Source organism: Flavisolibacter ginsenosidimutans (assembly GCF_007970805.1).
In the GTDB taxonomy this organism is placed as follows: Bacteria; Bacteroidota; Bacteroidia; order Chitinophagales; family Chitinophagaceae; genus Flavisolibacter; species Flavisolibacter ginsenosidimutans.
In genome coordinates, this window is sequence record NZ_CP042433.1 from 849520 (window position 1) to 866477 (window position 16958).

The 16958-nt window shown below is 45.7% G+C and carries 11 protein-coding genes; 4 read left to right on the forward strand and 7 right to left on the reverse strand.

Annotation, left to right across the window (positions count from 1 at the left end; genetic code table 11):
• Positions 1 to 73: 73 nt before the first annotated feature.
• From lon to FSB75_RS03560, 6 genes are all read right to left on the reverse strand, one after another.
• On the reverse strand, positions 74 to 2470 hold the full coding sequence (gene lon, locus FSB75_RS03535; protein ID WP_146782853.1) for an endopeptidase La: 2397 nt from the start codon (positions 2468 to 2470) through the stop codon (positions 74 to 76).
• 174 nt (positions 2471 to 2644) lie between these two features.
• On the reverse strand, positions 2645 to 5347 hold the full coding sequence (locus FSB75_RS03540) for a M14 family zinc carboxypeptidase (protein WP_146782856.1): 2703 nt from the start codon (positions 5345 to 5347) through the stop codon (positions 2645 to 2647).
• Between the two features lie 170 nt (positions 5348 to 5517).
• Positions 5518 to 8049 (reverse strand): GEVED domain-containing protein, encoded by a 2532-nt coding sequence (locus FSB75_RS03545; RefSeq protein ID WP_146782859.1) that lies wholly within the window; start codon positions 8047 to 8049, stop codon positions 5518 to 5520.
• Between the two features lie 328 nt (positions 8050 to 8377).
• On the reverse strand, positions 8378 to 8959 hold the full coding sequence (locus FSB75_RS03550; RefSeq protein ID WP_146782862.1) for a porin family protein: 582 nt from the start codon (positions 8957 to 8959) through the stop codon (positions 8378 to 8380).
• Between the two features lie 63 nt (positions 8960 to 9022).
• A complete protein-coding gene (locus tag FSB75_RS03555; RefSeq protein WP_146782865.1) occupies positions 9023 to 10021 on the reverse strand; it encodes a hypothetical protein in 999 nt (332 codons plus the stop codon).
• Positions 10022 to 10173: 152 nt separating this feature from the next.
• Positions 10174 to 11424: a metallophosphoesterase gene (locus tag FSB75_RS03560; protein ID WP_146782868.1), complete on the reverse strand. Its 1251-nt coding sequence runs from the start codon at positions 11422 to 11424 to the stop codon at positions 10174 to 10176.
• Between the two features lie 107 nt (positions 11425 to 11531).
• Between FSB75_RS03560 and FSB75_RS03565 the strand changes: the two genes are divergently transcribed.
• The 4 genes from FSB75_RS03565 to dapB all read left to right on the forward strand — a co-directional run bounded on the left by FSB75_RS03565 (position 11532) and on the right by dapB (position 14858).
• A complete protein-coding gene (locus FSB75_RS03565; protein ID WP_146782871.1) occupies positions 11532 to 12335 on the forward strand; it encodes a ParA family protein in 804 nt (267 codons plus the stop codon).
• A 148-nt stretch (positions 12336 to 12483) separates the two neighbouring features.
• On the forward strand, positions 12484 to 13404 hold the full coding sequence (locus FSB75_RS03570) for a ParB/RepB/Spo0J family partition protein (protein WP_227990755.1): 921 nt from the start codon (positions 12484 to 12486) through the stop codon (positions 13402 to 13404).
• A gap of 103 nt (positions 13405 to 13507) precedes the next feature.
• Positions 13508 to 14038: a DUF5683 domain-containing protein gene (locus FSB75_RS03575; protein ID WP_146782877.1), complete on the forward strand. Its 531-nt coding sequence runs from the start codon at positions 13508 to 13510 to the stop codon at positions 14036 to 14038.
• Positions 14039 to 14123: 85 nt separating this feature from the next.
• Positions 14124 to 14858, forward strand: a complete 735-nt coding sequence (gene dapB, locus FSB75_RS03580) for a 4-hydroxy-tetrahydrodipicolinate reductase (RefSeq protein ID WP_146782880.1) — start codon at positions 14124 to 14126, stop codon at positions 14856 to 14858.
• Positions 14859 to 14932: 74 nt separating this feature from the next.
• On the opposite strand, the gene glgB is transcribed toward dapB, so the two are convergent.
• The gene (gene glgB / locus FSB75_RS03585; protein ID WP_146782883.1) at positions 14933 to 16921 is read right to left on the reverse strand and encodes a 1,4-alpha-glucan branching protein GlgB; all 1989 of its coding nucleotides are present in this window, start codon (positions 16919 to 16921) and stop codon (positions 14933 to 14935) included.
• Between the last annotated feature and the right edge of the window lie 37 nt (positions 16922 to 16958).

The following is a 16958-nucleotide window of genomic DNA, read 5'->3' on the forward strand; positions in this document are numbered from 1 at the left end:
ATTGATAAGGAGAAAAGAACTTTTCGATCTTATAATTTCCCATCATTTCTTCAATCTCTTTAATCGGAAAATCTTAGTTCTCTATCGCCAAATCAATCACTTCCTTCATCATTTTCACGTAATGAAAGCGGACGCCTTTAATGTAATCGGGATTGATTTCCTGCACGTCTTTTTCGTTTTGCCAGCAAAGAATAAGGTCTTTCAATCCGGCGCGTTTTGCGGCCAAAACTTTTTCTTTGATGCCACCTACGGGTAACACCTGGCCTCGCAAAGTAATCTCACCCGTCATGCCTAAATAAGGCTTTATTTTTTTTCCGGTGAAGGCTGAAGCAAGAGCGGTCAACATCGTTACGCCTGCGCTCGGACCATCCTTTGGCACAGCACCTTCGGGCACGTGAATGTGAATGGTTTTCTTCTCCAAAAGCTTCGGATCAATGCCGAACTTTTTTGCGTTGGCGCTTAAGTAAGACAAGGCTGTAACGGCGCTTTCTTTCATTACTTCACCAAGGTTGCCGGTTAAGCGCAACTCGGGTTTGCCGTCGCTTAAAGCCGCTTCAATAAAAAGGATATCACCGCCAACGTATGTGTAAGCAAGGCCAACGGCTACACCGGGAATGGTTGCCTGTTTATAGAGTTCGTTGCTGAAACGTGATTTGCCTAATATCTTTTCAATGTCTTCTGTTGTCAGTACAGGTTTAATGGCGCCGTTCATGGCAAGTTCTTTTGCCTGGAAACGCATGATGGCCGCAAGATGCCGGTCGAGTTCGCGAACGCCGCTTTCCCTTGTATAATCCTGGATAATCTTTTCTAAAATCTTGTCGCTAATCTTAAACTTCGACGACTTCAATCCATGCGCCTCTACTTGTTTTGGAATGAGGTGACGCTTGGCAATTTCAATCTTTTCTTCCACGGCATAGCCGCTTAATTCGATAATCTCCAAACGATCGCGAAGTGCGGGCTGAATGGTTTGCAAATTGTTGGCGGTGGCAATGAAAAGCACCTTGCTCAAATCGTATTCAAGCTCTAAATAATTGTCGTAAAAGGAATGGTTTTGTTCCGGGTCCAACACTTCCAGCAAGGCGCTGCTTGGATCGCCGCGAAAATCGCTTCCCACCTTGTCAACTTCATCCAGAATCATCACAGGATTTGATGATTTTATCTTGCGGATGTTTTGCACAATTCTTCCCGGCATGGCGCCGATGTATGTTTTGCGGTGGCCGCGAATTTCACTTTCGTCGTGAATGCCGCCCAAGCTCAAACGCACATATTTTCTGCCGATGGCATTTGCAATGCTCCGGCCCAACGAAGTTTTGCCAATGCCCGGCGGACCGTAAAAACAAAGAATGGGACTTTTCATGTCGCCCTTTAATTTCAGTACGGCCAGGTATTCCAAAATCCGCTCTTTGATTTTGTCCATGCCGTAATGATCGGCGTCCAAAATTTCTTTTGCTTTTTTCAGGTCGTAAACGTCCTCGGTGTAATCTTCCCAAGGCAAGTCAAGCATCAGGTCAAGATGATTGTACACCACCGAATAATCCGGTGTGCTTGGATGCATCCGTTCCAGCTTTTCTATGCCTTTTTTGAATGATTCTCTTGCGGCTTCGGGCCATTTTTTTGCTTCGGCACGCTTCTGCAATTCCTTTACTTCACGTTCGTTCGGATCGCCGCCCAATTCTTCCTTGATACTTTTTAATTGCTGCTGCAAAAAATATTCGCGTTGCTGCTTGTCTATTTCGGTGCGGGTCTTGTTTGTGACTTTGTTTTTGAGTTCGGCAAACTGCAATTCTTTTTGCAAAAACTGCATCAACAACTCGGCTCTTTCGCGCAAGTTGTTTAGTTGAAGGAGTTGCTGTTTTTCTTTGATGTCAATGGTTAGATTGCTGGAAACGAAATGAATCAGGAAGGATGCGTTTTCGATGTTGCGCAAAATTACCGATGCTTCGCTGGGAATGTTTGGCGATAGCTGAATGATTTCGGTAGCTATATCTTTTATGTTGGCAACGTAGGCTTCAAAATCAGGATCAGTTGGCGCTTCGTCTTCGATGACAGCTGAAATCTTTGCCTTGAAATAAGGCTCCTCGCTAATGATGGCATCTACAGCAAAACGCGTTTTGCCCTGGATGATGATAGTCGTGCCACCGTCGGGCATTTTTATTTGCTTAATGATGCGGGCTACGGTTCCGATGTGCTCCAAATCTTTTGCCTGCGGGTCTTCTACCGTGCTGTCTTTTTGCGCAATGACGCCTATAAGTTTGGCGCCTTTGTAGGCTTCGTTTACGGCTTTGATGCTTTTGTCTCTTCCAACCGTTATCGGTAAAACAACGCCTGGAAATAATACCGTGTTGCGCAATGGCAACAAGGAAATTTCTTCGGGCAGTTCAATCTTTTCGTTTATATCGGCATCGTTTTCATGTATGGGCATGATGGGCAAAAAATCCATCTCTTCTTCCGGCTTAAATAATAGGCTCATGAACAAAGTTTAAATTTCAACAGAGCCTGCGAAAGTACAAAAGGAACAGGGACGGTCAACCACGAAACAAAGAGTCGTCTTTGTTGACGGCTCTTTGTTTGAATTTCAACGAAACCGGGTTTTTATTGCCGCTTCCAAAGGCTATCGTTTGCCTTACAAATGGCAATAAAACACTCAGAGTTTTGAAAAGTTTTTTACGTCTATTAACGTACCGTTTCCGTTTCGGATGTACAGGTAGTACGCACCTGCACGCAGGCCTGACGTATTCAACTTTAATTCCTGCGAAGCATTGCTTGTGCTAAACTCATGATAGCCGGCTACCTGTCCGGAAAGCGTTACGATCTGAATTTGATAGCGGCCACTTGCCAGCCCGTTTAATTTTAATTGCAGGCTTTCGTTGACAGGGTTTGGATAGAGCGTAACGTTGCTTTCGTTGGCGTAAATTACTTGTACAGTTTTGCTGTACTGCACTCCTCCAAGACTGACGGCTTTGATGCGGTAAAAATTCGCACCTCTAACCGGACTGGCGTCCGTTGCATAATGCGTTTCTCCTTTTTCTACTGTCTTGAATACCGGCATAAATGAAATCCCGTCCGTTGCTCGTTCCACCTCGAAATAAAGATGATCTGGACCGGTTGATGCCTCCCATTTTATAGCGACCTGATTACCGGCTTTTGTTGCTCTTACATCGGTGAAATTTACCGGCAAAATCACCAGCGGCACCGTTGATTTAATAACCTGAATATCGTCAAGAAAAAATCCTTCATCGGTTCCGCTTGCATCCGATGTAAATTCAAAACGCAACTTAACCGTCGCTGAGCTCAATACGTTTTTTAAATCAACGGTTTCTTTTACCCAATAATCCTGGTAGCCAGTCAGGGCCGGGTTACCGCCTAATGTTCCTTTGGATTCCATTACCGTATGCACACCGGATAATGGCGTGTATGTGGCGTTGCCTTTGGTTCCTGTCGTGTACTGAATTTGCAGTTTGTCATAGCCGTTTTGCGAACGGTAACGGGTCCAGAAAGTCAAATATGCAGCCGTTGCGTTTGACAAGTCAAGGGCTGATGCTGTAGTGATGGTTGATGTGACGTTGTTGCCATACGTTGTGCCCGGCGATTGGCTCAACGAATGTGTTCCGTTGAACGCAGAAGCGGATGTATAACCCCATGAGGAACTTGCCCAGCTCGTACTTAAACTGCTGCCTTCCATGTCATCGCTGAGAATAACAGTTGGGTTGTAAAACTTAACCAGGGTATCGAGTTTAGTAATGCCGCCTGTTTCGGTTTTTACCACAAACTTTATTCGTTGCCCGTTCGCAATGTTGGAATACATGGTGTAATTGATGCTGACCGTGGCAGTGCCCAAATAATTTGGCAAAGAAGAAACCGTTGCCGGTGCGCCTACCGATGAAAGATTCTCCAAGGGTATCACCGTAACCTTTACCGAAGAATCCACGCGGCCAATGCGGCGCAAAAGAAAATCGAGTGTGCCCGTCTTGCTGGTAAGAGCGATTGTGGTTTTGTCATCAACATCCACATAGGCACCACCAAAAAGTGCGGCCTGCAGATTGCCGAAAAAAACGTCTTTGCAATAGGTGATGATGTTGCTTGATGCGGGCCAGAACGTATTCAACCCCAAACCGACTTCAGGACTAACGGCATAAACAGGTGAACGCAAATTCAGGTCCCCGGCCATGAACCAATCGTCGGAAGAACCGTTAGCCGTATAACCTACCGTTTCGGGCGGTGTGCCAACCTCGTAAAAGTCATAGCGTGTTCCCATGGCGCCGGTGGTTTTTATAATGGCGGAATCAGTGCCCGACAAAGTGCCGGTTGGCACGCAGTAGCCGTGAATCCAATAACCACCATAAGCATGATAATTCACAGCAAATTGAAAATTGTGGAGTTTGAGATAGTCGCGCATCAACTGCGTTTCCATTGCCTGAAAGGCATAATCGCCGTGATAATTATCGTCTGTCGTAACATCCGATGAACCGTTGTTCGGATAGTCGAAACCGTAGCCATAGTTTCGGTTTAGGTCCTGGCCAAAACTGCCATCTGAATTGGGTTGACGGTTTTTCCGCCACAAGCCTCCACCTGCTGGATTGGTGGTTTGGTTGTACACATAACCATCGGGATTTAAACACGGAATAAAAACAAGTTGCCGGTTGTCGACAATTTCTTTTATGCGGTCATTGGTTGCGTAATTCTCCAGCAAATACTGCATGAAAAAAATCAGGTTCTCCATGCCCAAAGGTTCGCGTGCATGGTGCATGCCGGTAAACAAAACTTCCGGCTCGTTTTCGTTTGTATTAACGTTATCGGAGATGGTTAGTGCCCATATGGCCCGGTTTTCATACGTGTGGCCAATGGAGTCGAGTTTGGCAAGCGCGGGATAGTTTAGCACCATACTGTCCAACTCTTTTTTCATCTGGGCAAAAGTTAAATAGCCGCCCATTGAACCTGAGTTGAAAGCCGCAGGCGTTACGACCGTGCTTGCAAATGATTTATCCGCTGTGCTAAAAAGAAGTCTTTGGGCAGCGTTTGTATTGTTCTGACTGTTGTCATTTTTGAAAAACTCATCGGGTTTATTTCGTCTTATAAAATCCGCTTCTTCGTCTTCAATCGTTGTTTCGTAGCGAATACCCGATGCGGCAAGTTTTTGTATTTCGGCTGCGTTTAGCGTTGTGATCATCGTTTCTCCTGACGCATTATAGTAAGCGTGATCAATGCCAACCCCGGCTTTCTGCAAAAGGGAAACTTCTTTCTTCGGTACAAAAATTTTTACCTGGCTATACTTGGTTTTTGGTTGCGAGTACGCGGGATTGAGCGCAAGACAGGCGCACAAAATACTGACGACGCGAAATAGTTTCATAGGACATAAACGGTTTAAACAGGAATTGGAAAAAGAACAGAGACGTGTTGGTTTTGGTTATACTTTATACTGTTTTGCGAAAAGCATTGCACGGTGTTATACCAACCACCAGCCTTGCGCAAATATTTTTACCTTTTGCGTCACAGGCTGGTGGTTGACACCGGGCCGTTTTATCGTTTAATCAATAATTCTGTTGTTGTAGAAGATGATGCGTTTTGAAGGCGCATCCAATAAACGCCTTTTGGCAGCGAAGACAAATCCAGGTTTTGCCGGTTCTCACCAGCGACCAACGTCACATTTTTATACCAAACGCTTCGGCCACTGGCATCAAAAAATTGCAAAGTTGTATTGCCGGGCGTTTCCGTGGTTATGGTTACAGCAACAAATGAAGAAGCGGGATTGGGCGTAAGCCGAATGTTGTTTCGGTCCGTCGCCTGCAATTTTTGAATGTTGCTAAAAGCGGCTGTGCCTTTCGCTGCAATTTGCAACCGGTAGTAAACCGTGCCTTCCAACAAATAGGGGTCATCAAATACATAGGTTTTTGCCGCCCCGTTAACGGCTACAGTTTGGGTGTAAACGTTGTACCATTTCATTGCGTCGGTGCTGCGCTGAACGGTGTATTCTGTTCCGGCTTCCTCGTTGGCTATTTGCCAGCTTGTATGCGCTTTGCCCGATTTGTTTACGGCATTAAAAGTTACCAGTGATGTGGCCAATGGATTTATTGACACAGGCAAACGGTAGTCTTCCACTTCGCCATCGCCAAAAAAGCCGGTTGCGTTCGATGTGGTCATGCCGTTCGCCGTTGGTGCGATGCGCACACGGATGTATGTGTACTGGCCGGCTGTTAAGCTCGAAGAAATCCCACTCCACGTAATGAAGATTGTTTTCGGCGTGGCGCTGCTCGACAAGGTGTCTATCATCTTGCCTTCGCCCGGGTCAAAAACCCCGTTGTTGTTAAAATCAACCCAGGCACAAATGGTCGCCGTCGAACCTGTGTTGTTTAAATACTTTACCGAACAATAATAAGACCCTGAAGAGGGATTTACTAAGCTTCCCGAAACCATCCCATCATCGTAGTTGTCAGAATTTGCCAAAGCCGTTTGTCCGCGTGTGACCCATTCGTTACTGCTGCTTGTGCCGAGGTAAAGAAGTGAGCTGATTTCATGCATTGCGGGATCGCTACCCACCGGGTCGTAGCTTGCGGGTGCGTCGCCAAAGTCCACTTTTGGTTTGAACGCTTCCCCGGCATCGCCGTATCGGGCCAATATGTTTGTTCCATTTAACGTTAGTGTTTTTTGCGCGGCCGTGTTAACCGTTCCGTCACCGTTGTAAGGAATGACAACGCCTGTGGAAGGAGCGCCGCCTGAATTACCGAGGGAATACAGTTGGTTGTTCCAGTCGATAGCCATTTGCTTCGGTGTATTGGAACCGGTTGGCGAGTACACCGCTATCATGTTTTTTGTGTAGAGGTCTTGGTGGTAATAATTTTCAAAAGTGGCCTTTGAATCAAAATCATACAGCACACCATTCGTTACGCCCAAGTCACCCCAATCATGTTTCGATCCGTCAGTCGCAAAAACCTGGCTTGCTGCCTTTGGCGTATAAGTTGTGTTAGTAAAATCAATTCGCCAAAGCAAACTTTTAGTTGCGTTGGTACCGCCGGCTACGTCAACGCCAAGGTAGAGCGAGCTGTCGTAAAACGAAGCGCCGCCAATTTCCACGCCTACGTCAAAGGTTGGCAGCCAGGCCGTCACGTCGTTGATGGCAACGCCAAATGTGTCCATGTCATAATTGTAACGATAAACACTTTTATTCGCTGCGTTGGTTGTACCACCACTCCCGGTCGCATCATGCACATAATACACGTAATGTTTTACGGGATCGTATCCAAGCGAGTTTAAGGAAGTAGCACCGGGGTCCGTAAACAGAAGCTTCGATTTGCCGGTTACGGGGTCAACGTAATACACGCTGTTATCAACAACAGTAAGTACATAACCGGCTTGATTGGTGTAAGGTTTAGACGGCGCAAAATAATTGGTAGCGAAAGTGCCCGGCGAACAGGCTGAAATATCTGATAACCAAAATTCGCCATTTTCCTTTCCGTTCTTTGTTCCCGTTTGCGTCACAACAATGCTAAAACTGGTAACAGTGCCAGTGATGTTTACATTCAAAGTACCGTCTGTGGAAGATGTGGCAACGGCCGTCGTTGCCGCTGCTGTGGCGGAAGCGGAGACTGTACCGTTACCGGCAAGTGTGAGATCGGTGGTGGCACCAATGCTTGCGAGTGTTACAATGCTGCCTGTATTGGTGGTGATGGTGACTTTTTGGTTATAGTCAATATCGAAGAGCGAAAATTTTACGTTGTCAACACTTTTTTGAAACGAAACGGTGATGGTTCCGTCGCCCAGAAAATGAATATCATTTCCGAAGCCAAAAGCGCCTGTTTCTGCCGTATTGTTTCCGTCTTCGCCTGTTGCGTTAGATCCGGTATAATTATGCGTTACCGTCATTATCTGCGTGCCGAAAGCAAAATTTTGTGTTTGTGATCTTGTTAAATCGGTATATGGCGAAAGGCCAGCGGATGGAAAGAATTGCAGGTAATCCCAATTGACAGCGCAATTGGTGTAACCCGCTCCGCACTGCGAAAAGGACCCATGGAAAAGTAAGATTACAGTAAAGCTTAAGAGTAAAAATTTTTTCATAGGGTAAATTGAATTGAGAAAATATTCCCTTGTAAAATTCTTTACCCTTGAAGATGCGCGAAGGCCGGAAACAAATATTCGGCACGGCTTCAGAGGGTATTGGAATTTCCGAGGCAAATAAAGAATACAAAAACAAACGAACCAAGTGTTTTCACCTATTTATTTTTTTGAAAAACACATATTCGTAATTGTACGGTTGAAGCTTATAAAAAAGATGAAAACCTTACTTGGTTTTGCATCGTAAATCTTCGCAAAAGACATTTTTCATATAACAGTTGCAAAAAAAATCCCCTCGCGAACGAAGGGATATAAAATGCAAAAAAGATGTTTACAGTCCTAAGCCAAGCGACAATTGAAAGCCCTGGCTTTTCCATTTGTCTTTGTTGTCAATGTCGTTGATGTTGTTCAAACCAACCACGTAACGGCCGTTCAATTTAATCTTGCCCAAACTGATTTGCGCACCGCCAAGCATGGAGAAATCGCCTTTCTTAAAAGCGTCTTCGCCGTTCTGCAATAAGTTCTTGTTGTGATCCATTAACACGCTGAACATTGGCCCGGCTTGCAGCGAAAGCAACGAACCCAATTTGTAGTTCAGCAGCAGCGGAATGGACAAATAGTTCAGCTTGACGTCAGTAGCGCCGCTCAAAGCGTTTTGATAAATGTGGTTAAAGCTGCTGTCTGTTTTTGTTTGGTACTGGTTAAACAAAACTTCGGGCTGAATGCTAAAGCGGCCACCGATGCCGATATTGGCAAAGCCACCAAGATGATAACCGTATTTGAATTCATCATTAAACGATTTGCCGTCTATTTTAATGATGTTGGCGCCGGCTTTTAGGCCTATGCTGAATTGCGCCATTGAGGCTTGTGCAAGAAAAAGAAAAAGAACAAAGGCGGATAACTTGAATTTCATAAACGGGAGTTTTTTTCAGATTTCCAAGTATGATGCCGCATCTTGTTAACTAATCCGAAATCTTTAAAACACTACACCTGTATTAACGAGGAAAGCTGTAGTGAAATTGTTGGACGTGGCAGGAAAGTAATAATCGAACATGACTTGTGGCTGAATGAAGAATTTGCCTTTTGCGTACTCGGCTTTAAAGAAGGCCGTTAAAGAAATGGGCTGAAAATAAACGTTGTTGTCGAAGGCGACGTTTTCTGTGTTGTATAAAATACTGTTGCCTGTGCGCCGCACGGTAGCGTAGGTATTGCTTGTTTGATTAAAACCAAATTGCTGCGAGCCGCTGATGAATGAAAACTGAGGCGTCAGCCGAATGTAGTCGCTGGCCAGCACGTTAAGAAAATAAAAGTCGTGGCGTACCGAAGTCACAAGATTGACATCAATAACCTTTTCATTTGTATTGATGCGGGTAAATCCTCTTTGTGCAAGGTTGATGTTTTGAATCTTTTCTTCTACCTCTTTAAAATTGGCGCGGCTGCCCCAACCGTAGCTAAATCCTGCCGAAGGTTTAAACCAAAGCTTGCGGTAAGTGAAGTAAGCGTAAGCTTCGTTTTGCAAAGGCGAAGTATAGAACGGCAAACTTTTCTTTGTAACGTAATGCGTTAACGAAAGACCTGTGATAAAGGCTTTGTTTTTTTGAAAGTCGTATGAACCGGTTACCGAAAACTGGTAAGGATTCAGGCCCGTTCCGTCGTTAACAACCGAGGCGCCAGCGCCGATGCCGTAGCCCGCTTTGTCGTAATAGCCAGCGGATGGCGAATACATAAATCGCCGCCGGGTTTCGGAACGGTTATCCTTTGTTTCAAAGGCAAGAAAACTTTGTCCAAATGAAACATTAACCAATGTAAAACTGTGCGGTGAGGTTAAGGAATCAATCAGTTTATCCAGTTCACTAAAAAGTTCATCGTAGTCGGTAAAGGTTGTATCAACGGCAAGCGAATCTTTTCCCTTTTGCGCAAAACAAAAAGTTGCCAGACAAAAGCCCAATATGGTGAATGAAAGCTTCCGAAGCATTGCGCTGATTTTGGTTTTTCAGAGTGATAAACAAGCTTGTTGACGGACAAGATAGAGCAAAGTTTAAACATGTCAAACGTGAGAAGTGAAACGTGAAACTCTAGAGTCTTTACTTAAAGTTCACTGCGGTTTCACTTCACACGTCTGTCGTCTTATCCCAGTTCCAACAGGGTAATCTCTGGTAAGATTCCTACGCGGCCCGGATAGCCGATGAAACCGTAACCACGGTTTACGTAAATCACCTGTTTCCCTTCGCGATAAAGGCCCGCCCATTGGCGGTAAACGTACTGCACCGGGCTCCAGCGGAAGCCCGGTATTTCAACGCCAAATTGAAAGCCGTGCGTATGTCCGGCCAATGTTAAATCTATGTCGCCAAACTTGGGCCGTACTTCCGCGTCCCAATGCGTCGGATCGTGGCTCATTAAAATTTTAAAGGGATATTTTTCGGCGCCTGCGTAGGCTTTTGTAAGGTTTCCGTAGCGGGCAAAATTTTTCAAAGCACTCCAGTTTTGTATGCCGATCAATGCAATCTCCTCTCCGTTTTTTTGTAGCGGTACGTGTTCGTCGAGCAGCAGTCGCCAGCCAAGTTTTGCGTGCACGTCTTTTAGCTTTTCAAGGTTGTTGCGTTTTTGTTCGGCACTGTCCCACGAAGTGTAATCGCCGTAATCGTGGTTGCCGAAAATGGAATAAACACCCATGGGTGCGCTGAGTTTGTTGAACACCTCCATGTAAGGCAGCATTTCTTCGTATTTGTTGTTCACCAGATCGCCGGTAAACAAAATAAGATCGGGTTTCAGCGCCATGATTTTCTCTACACCTTTTCGTACGGCGTCTGTATCGGTGAAGCTTCCGGAGTGAATGTCGGAAATCTGCACAATGCGCAAACCTTTGAACGCTTCAGGAAGGTTGGGAAAAGAAAGCGGTACTCGTTTTACTTTATAATTGTATTTGTTGGTAAAACCGTAAATAAGTGACGTAAACAAGCTTCCGCCCACTGCAATGCCCAACCAGCTTAAAAAAAGCGACCGGCTGATTTCGGGACTGGATTGTACACCACCGGCTTCTACGTTCTGAAAAAAAATCTTTCCCCACAGCCACTGAATGCCGCGCCGAATATCGTCAATCAAAAAAAAGATGGCCGCGAACAATTTCAGGATAAACAATCCCACCAACACCGCGAACACGGTGCTGCGCAAGCCTTTTTGAAGATTATCAAGGTTGAGGTAGGGCAATAAAAAAAGAAGGACAATTACGAGAACGGAAACCACCCAATAAGTAACGCTGACAATGCCTTTGGTGCGTGGGGCGGCACCGTGCATCAGAAACTTTACAATTTGAAAAACATAAATGTCAAGGCCAATCATGAAGGCGGCAAACAAAAGCCAGAAGGGTGAACTGCGCATGACGCAAATCTATAATAAGGTAAAACCGTGGGTGAATCTTTAACAACACCGCTTTGTGCCCTCATTCACTGTATTTTTGCGCACACCGTAAAACACGGCAGAAATCTATGGGCAGAATTATTGGCGTGGCCAATCAAAAAGGCGGAGTTGGAAAAACCACGACGGCGATTAACCTGGCGGCAAGTTTTGCCGTGCTTGAATACAAGACTTTGCTGGTGGATGCAGATCCGCAGGCCAACAGCACCACGGGCGTTGGCTTCGACTTGCAAAACGTAACGCAAAGCCTTTACGATTGCATGGTGAACAATGCCGAAGCAAAAGACGTGGTGTTGAAGACCGACATTCCAAACCTCGACCTCATTCCTTCGCACATTGATTTGGTGGGAGCCGAAATCGAAATGATCAATTATCCCAATCGTGAAGCTGTTTTAAAAAATCTTCTCGATGCGATAAGGGACAATTATGATTTCATCATCGTGGATTGTTCGCCATCGCTTGGATTGATTACAGTGAACGCATTAACCGCCGCCGACTCGGTAATTGTTCCGGTGCAATGCGAATTTTTTGCGCTGGAAGGTTTGGGAAAGTTGTTGAACACTATCAAAATTGTGCAAAGCCGTTTAAATACTGCCTTGCTTATTGAAGGCATTTTGATGACGATGTACGACGGCCGTTTGCGCCTTTGCAACCAGGTGGTGGCCGAAGTTCGCCGCCATTTTGAAGACATTGTTTTTACCACCATCATTCACCGCAATTCAAGGCTGAGCGAAGCGCCATCGTTTGGCAAGCCTGTAATTCTTTACGACGCCAACAGCAAAGGAGCCATGAATTATTTGAACCTCGCCAAAGAGATTCTGCAGAAAAATAATCTCACCAAAATTCCTCAGGAAGAGCGAACGATTGAAATGTAGGAAATAGCCGAATGCGTCGCTGCTGTTTCGCGGCGGCAGTTTCTAGCTCATCGAATTTTATCGTTTTCCTTGCAAACGGCTTTGTATTGTTGTGTCCCGAAGCCGCGTTTGAACAATTAACTTTGCGCTTTCAACTTTGATTTTTTTAATGAAGAACATGACCGCACCGAAACAAAATAAAGACGCACTGGGAAAAGGAATCCGTTCCCTTCTGCAAAACATCAATACCGATTTAAAAAACACCGAAGGTGCGCTAAAGCCACAAGTGGTGGAAGCCGCTACGGGCTCGCTCCGCATACCGGTTGAAAACATTGAAACCAATCCCAAGCAGCCGCGAAAAGATTTTGATGAAACGGCTTTGCAGGAATTGGCCCAATCCATCAAACTGCACGACATCATTCAGCCCATTACGGTTTCAAAACTTCACACCAACAAATACCGGCTCATTTCCGGCGAAAGAAGATGGCGGGCCGCAAAACTTGCAGGCTTAAAAGACATTCCGGCTTTTGTGCGGCAGGCCAACGACCAGGAGCTATTGGAACTTGCCTTGCTGGAAAACCTGCAACGCGAAGACCTGAACGCGATGGAAATTGCGCTCAGCTACAAGCGCATGATGGAAGAACTTGCCCACACGCAGGAGCAGGTGGCCGAACGCATGGGCAAAGACCGCAGCACCGTTACCAACTACATTCGGTTGCTTAAACTCCCGCCCGATATTCAAATTGCGGTGCGTGCCGGCGAAATCAGCATGGGACACGCAAGGGCGTTAATTAACGTGGACACCATTGACAAGCAGCTTTACATTTTCGACGAGATAAAAACAAAAGGACTTTCGGTGCGGCAAACCGAGAACCTTGTTCGCAACATTTACCGCGAAAAAGAGGAAAAGAAAAATACCGAAACGCTTCCTCCGGCTTATAAAAAGGTAGAAGACAAACTCGCTTCACACTTCAGCACAAAAGTGAAAATGCGGCACGGCAAAGACGGCAGCGGCAGCATCACCTTTGAATATTATTCGCTGGAAGAAATGAACAAATTGCTTGACCAAATGGACGTGACGATTGAATAAGAACGGCAGACATACGGTCTTTTTTCTTTTCTTTCTACTCCTCTCCTGTTGCTGTTTTTCGCAGCAGGACACAACGAAAAAAGCAATTCCTGCCGACAGCCTGGTGAAAAAATCGGCTCCGATTGCTGACAATGTAAAAGCCGATTCGGTGCGTAAGGCTTTTGTTCCAAAAAAGGCAACCCTGCGTTCATTGATGGTGCCCGGCTGGGGACAGATTTACAACAAAAAATACTGGAAGGTTCCCATCGTTTACGGCGCTTTGGGCACAGCAGCCGGCATCTTTGTTTACAACCTGAAAAACTACCGCGAAATTCGTTTTGCCTATGCCGCAAAATACAAGGCAGCGCTGCCCAGTGCCACCCACGCCGATACGGTAGCGCTTGCCAGCATTAAACCTTACCTGGTTCCCTTTGATTTGAATTCTCTTCGTACGTATCGCGATGAGTTTCGCAGCAATATTGATTACTCCGTTTTGGCCTTTCTTCTTCTTTGGGGATTGCAGGTTGCCGATGCTACTGTAGATGCGCATCTAAAGTTGTTTGATGTAAGCCCCAACCTGAGTCTCAAGTTTAAATTCGGGCCAAGCCAAATGGCAGGAACAACGGGTGCAAGCCTGGTGCTGGCTTTTAAATAAGTTGACCGGGAACTTCCTCTCTAAGAAAAATTCTTTTTGTCTTCGCTTTAATTCATGTAATTCGTGCACTAAAATTCGTGTTTACATGAACATTGCATTAATCGGTTACGGCAAGATGGGGCACATGATTGAAGAAATTGCTTTGCAACGCGGCCATCAAATTGTTTTAAAGATCAACATCGAAAACCTTGAGGATTTTACAAAAGAGAATCTCTCCAAAGCCGATGTGGCCATCGAATTTACTAGCCCCGACAGTGCGTTTGAAAACGTAAAAGGTTGCCTTGATTTTGGTTTGCCAGTCGTCAGTGGTTCCACTGGCTGGAATGCAAAACTGAACGAAGCAAAAGACCTTTGTCTTCAACAGAACGGCAGCTTTTTGCACACGAGTAATTTCAGCGTCGGCGTCAATATTTTTTTCCAGGTGAATAAATTCCTGGCAAAACTGATGGCTTCACAGCCCGGTTATGAGGTAAGCTTAAAGGAGATTCATCACACGCAAAAAAGAGACGCCCCCAGCGGAACGGCGGTGACGTTGGCCGAAGGCATTTTGGAAAATATTGGCCGTAAAAAAATATGGGTAAATCACCAAGCTCAAAGCAAAGACGAACTCTCCATTATCAGCGAACGCGTTGATCCGGTACCCGGCACGCACTACGTAAAATATACTTCGGAAGTTGACGACATTGAAATCATTCATACGGCGCACAACCGCAAAGGCTTTGCGCTAGGCGCAGTGCTGGCAGCCGAATTTGTCGCCGGGAAAAAAGGCGTTTTTACAATGGACGATGTGTTGAATTTAACGGCGCAAAATCCTGTCTAAGACGGAAGTCTTTTGTAAGGTATTCGCCGCTACGTTGGTCTTTTAACGGACGCATAAATCTTTAATCAGGAAAATCATTTAAGAACAATGCCGGCCAGGGGCGGCAGCTTCACTTTGATTTTGTATCGCGTTTGTTCTCCGTCCAAGGCTTCACATTCTATCGTTTCGTTTTTGTAGTCGCCCGTTCCCCAAAAACGTTCGTCGTCCGAGTTAAAAACCTCTTTCGTGTATTTGCGACCAACGTTTATTTCCCAGGCTTCTTTCGGAATTGGGTTTAGGTTCAGCACAATCAATAAATCATCGTCCTTTTCTTTTCCCATGCGGCGGTAAACAAGCACGCAATCATCGCGGTGGTTCAGGTCCACCCATTCAAAGCCGTAGATGTTGAATTGGTTTATGTAAAGCGCCTCTTCGCTCCTTAGAACTTCGTTCAGGGCTTTTACGCAGGCCTGTAATTTTTTGTGTGGTTCAAACTGCAACAAGTACCAACCGATTTCACCCTTATAATTCCATTCAGTTGTTTGACCAAACTCGCCACCCATGAAAAGCAACTTGGCGCCGGGATGCGTCCACATGTAAGTATAAAGGGCTCGTAAGTTGGCAAACTTCTGCCACTCGTCGCCGGGCATTTTGTAAAGCATGGGGCTTTTACCATGCACCACTTCATCGTGGCTTAAGGGCAGCATGAAATTCTCGTCGTTATAATACACCATGCTAAACGTAATCTTGTTTTGGTGCTGGCTGCGAAAAAGCGGATCAATTTTAAAATAATCCAGCGTGTCGTGCATCCAGCCCATCATCCATTTCATGCCAAAGCCAAGTCCGCCCATAAAGGTTGGCTTTGAAATGCCCGGCCAGTCTGTAGCTTCTTCGGCAATCGTTTGCACATCGGGAAAATCTCGATAAATGGTTTCGTTTAAATCTTTGATGAACGCAATGGCTTCCAGGTTTCCGTTACCGCCGAATTCGTTCGGTTCCCATTCACCTTCTTCGCGTGAGTAATCAAGGCGAAGAATGGACGAAACGGCATCAACCCTTATGCCGTCAATGTGAAAAATCTCGAACCAGAAACGGGCTGAAGAAATGAGAAAGGATTTTACCTCGCCGCGTTTGTAATTGAAAATGTAAGAATTCCAATCGGGATGGAAGCCTTTGCGCATGTCGGCGTATTCGTAAGTATGCGTGCCGTCGAACATGAACAAGCCGTGCGCATCGTAAGGGAAATGCGAAGGCACCCAATCGAGAATCACACCGATATTATTCTGGTGCAATTCATCAATCAGCCGCATCAGTCCTTCGGGTTCGCCAAAGCGTGAGGTAGCGGCAAAGTATCCCGTACCCTGGTAACCCCAACTCCCGTCGAAAGGATGTTCTATCACCGGCATAAACTCCACATGCGTAAAGCCCATCTCTTTTATGTAAGGCACAAGCCGTTCCCTGATTTCATCGTAAGTGTTGTACTTTTCTTCGTCAAAAGCATCGGGCCGCATCCAACTTGCAAGGTGCAGTTCGTAAACGCTCCACGGCGCATCCAGTGCGTTGTTCTTTTTGCGGTTCTGCATCCACTCATCATCCTTCCAGTCGTACTGCAGGTTCCAGGTAATGCTCGATGTTCGCGGACGCTGTTCCCAATAATTCGCAAACGGATCTCCCTTTACGACATTCCTTCCTTCAAAACCGGTGATGTGATACTTGTACAACTCGCCTTTTGCAAGGCCGGGAATAAAGCCTTCCCAGACGCCGCTGTTGTCCCAACGCGGTTGCAAAGGATGTGCGGCAGCGTCCCAATTATTAAAGTTGCCAATGACTGAAACATAAGTGGCATTGGGCGCCCAAACACAGAAATAATAGCCGTCGCGGTCGAGTACCGTCATGCGTTTGGAACCGAATTTTTTATAGAGTGAATAATGTGTTCCCTGCTGAAAATTGTGTACGTCATCGTCGTATAAAACGGAGTAGTTCCAAACCGGCTTTTGCGTGTCCACAAAATTTTTGTCTTCGTAGCGTTCGGGGCTGTTATTTTTTTCGCTGTCGTTTATGGAATCTTCTTTCTCTGTCGTCATAGCATGAATTTTTTACCGTTTGCATAAAGTTAACAAC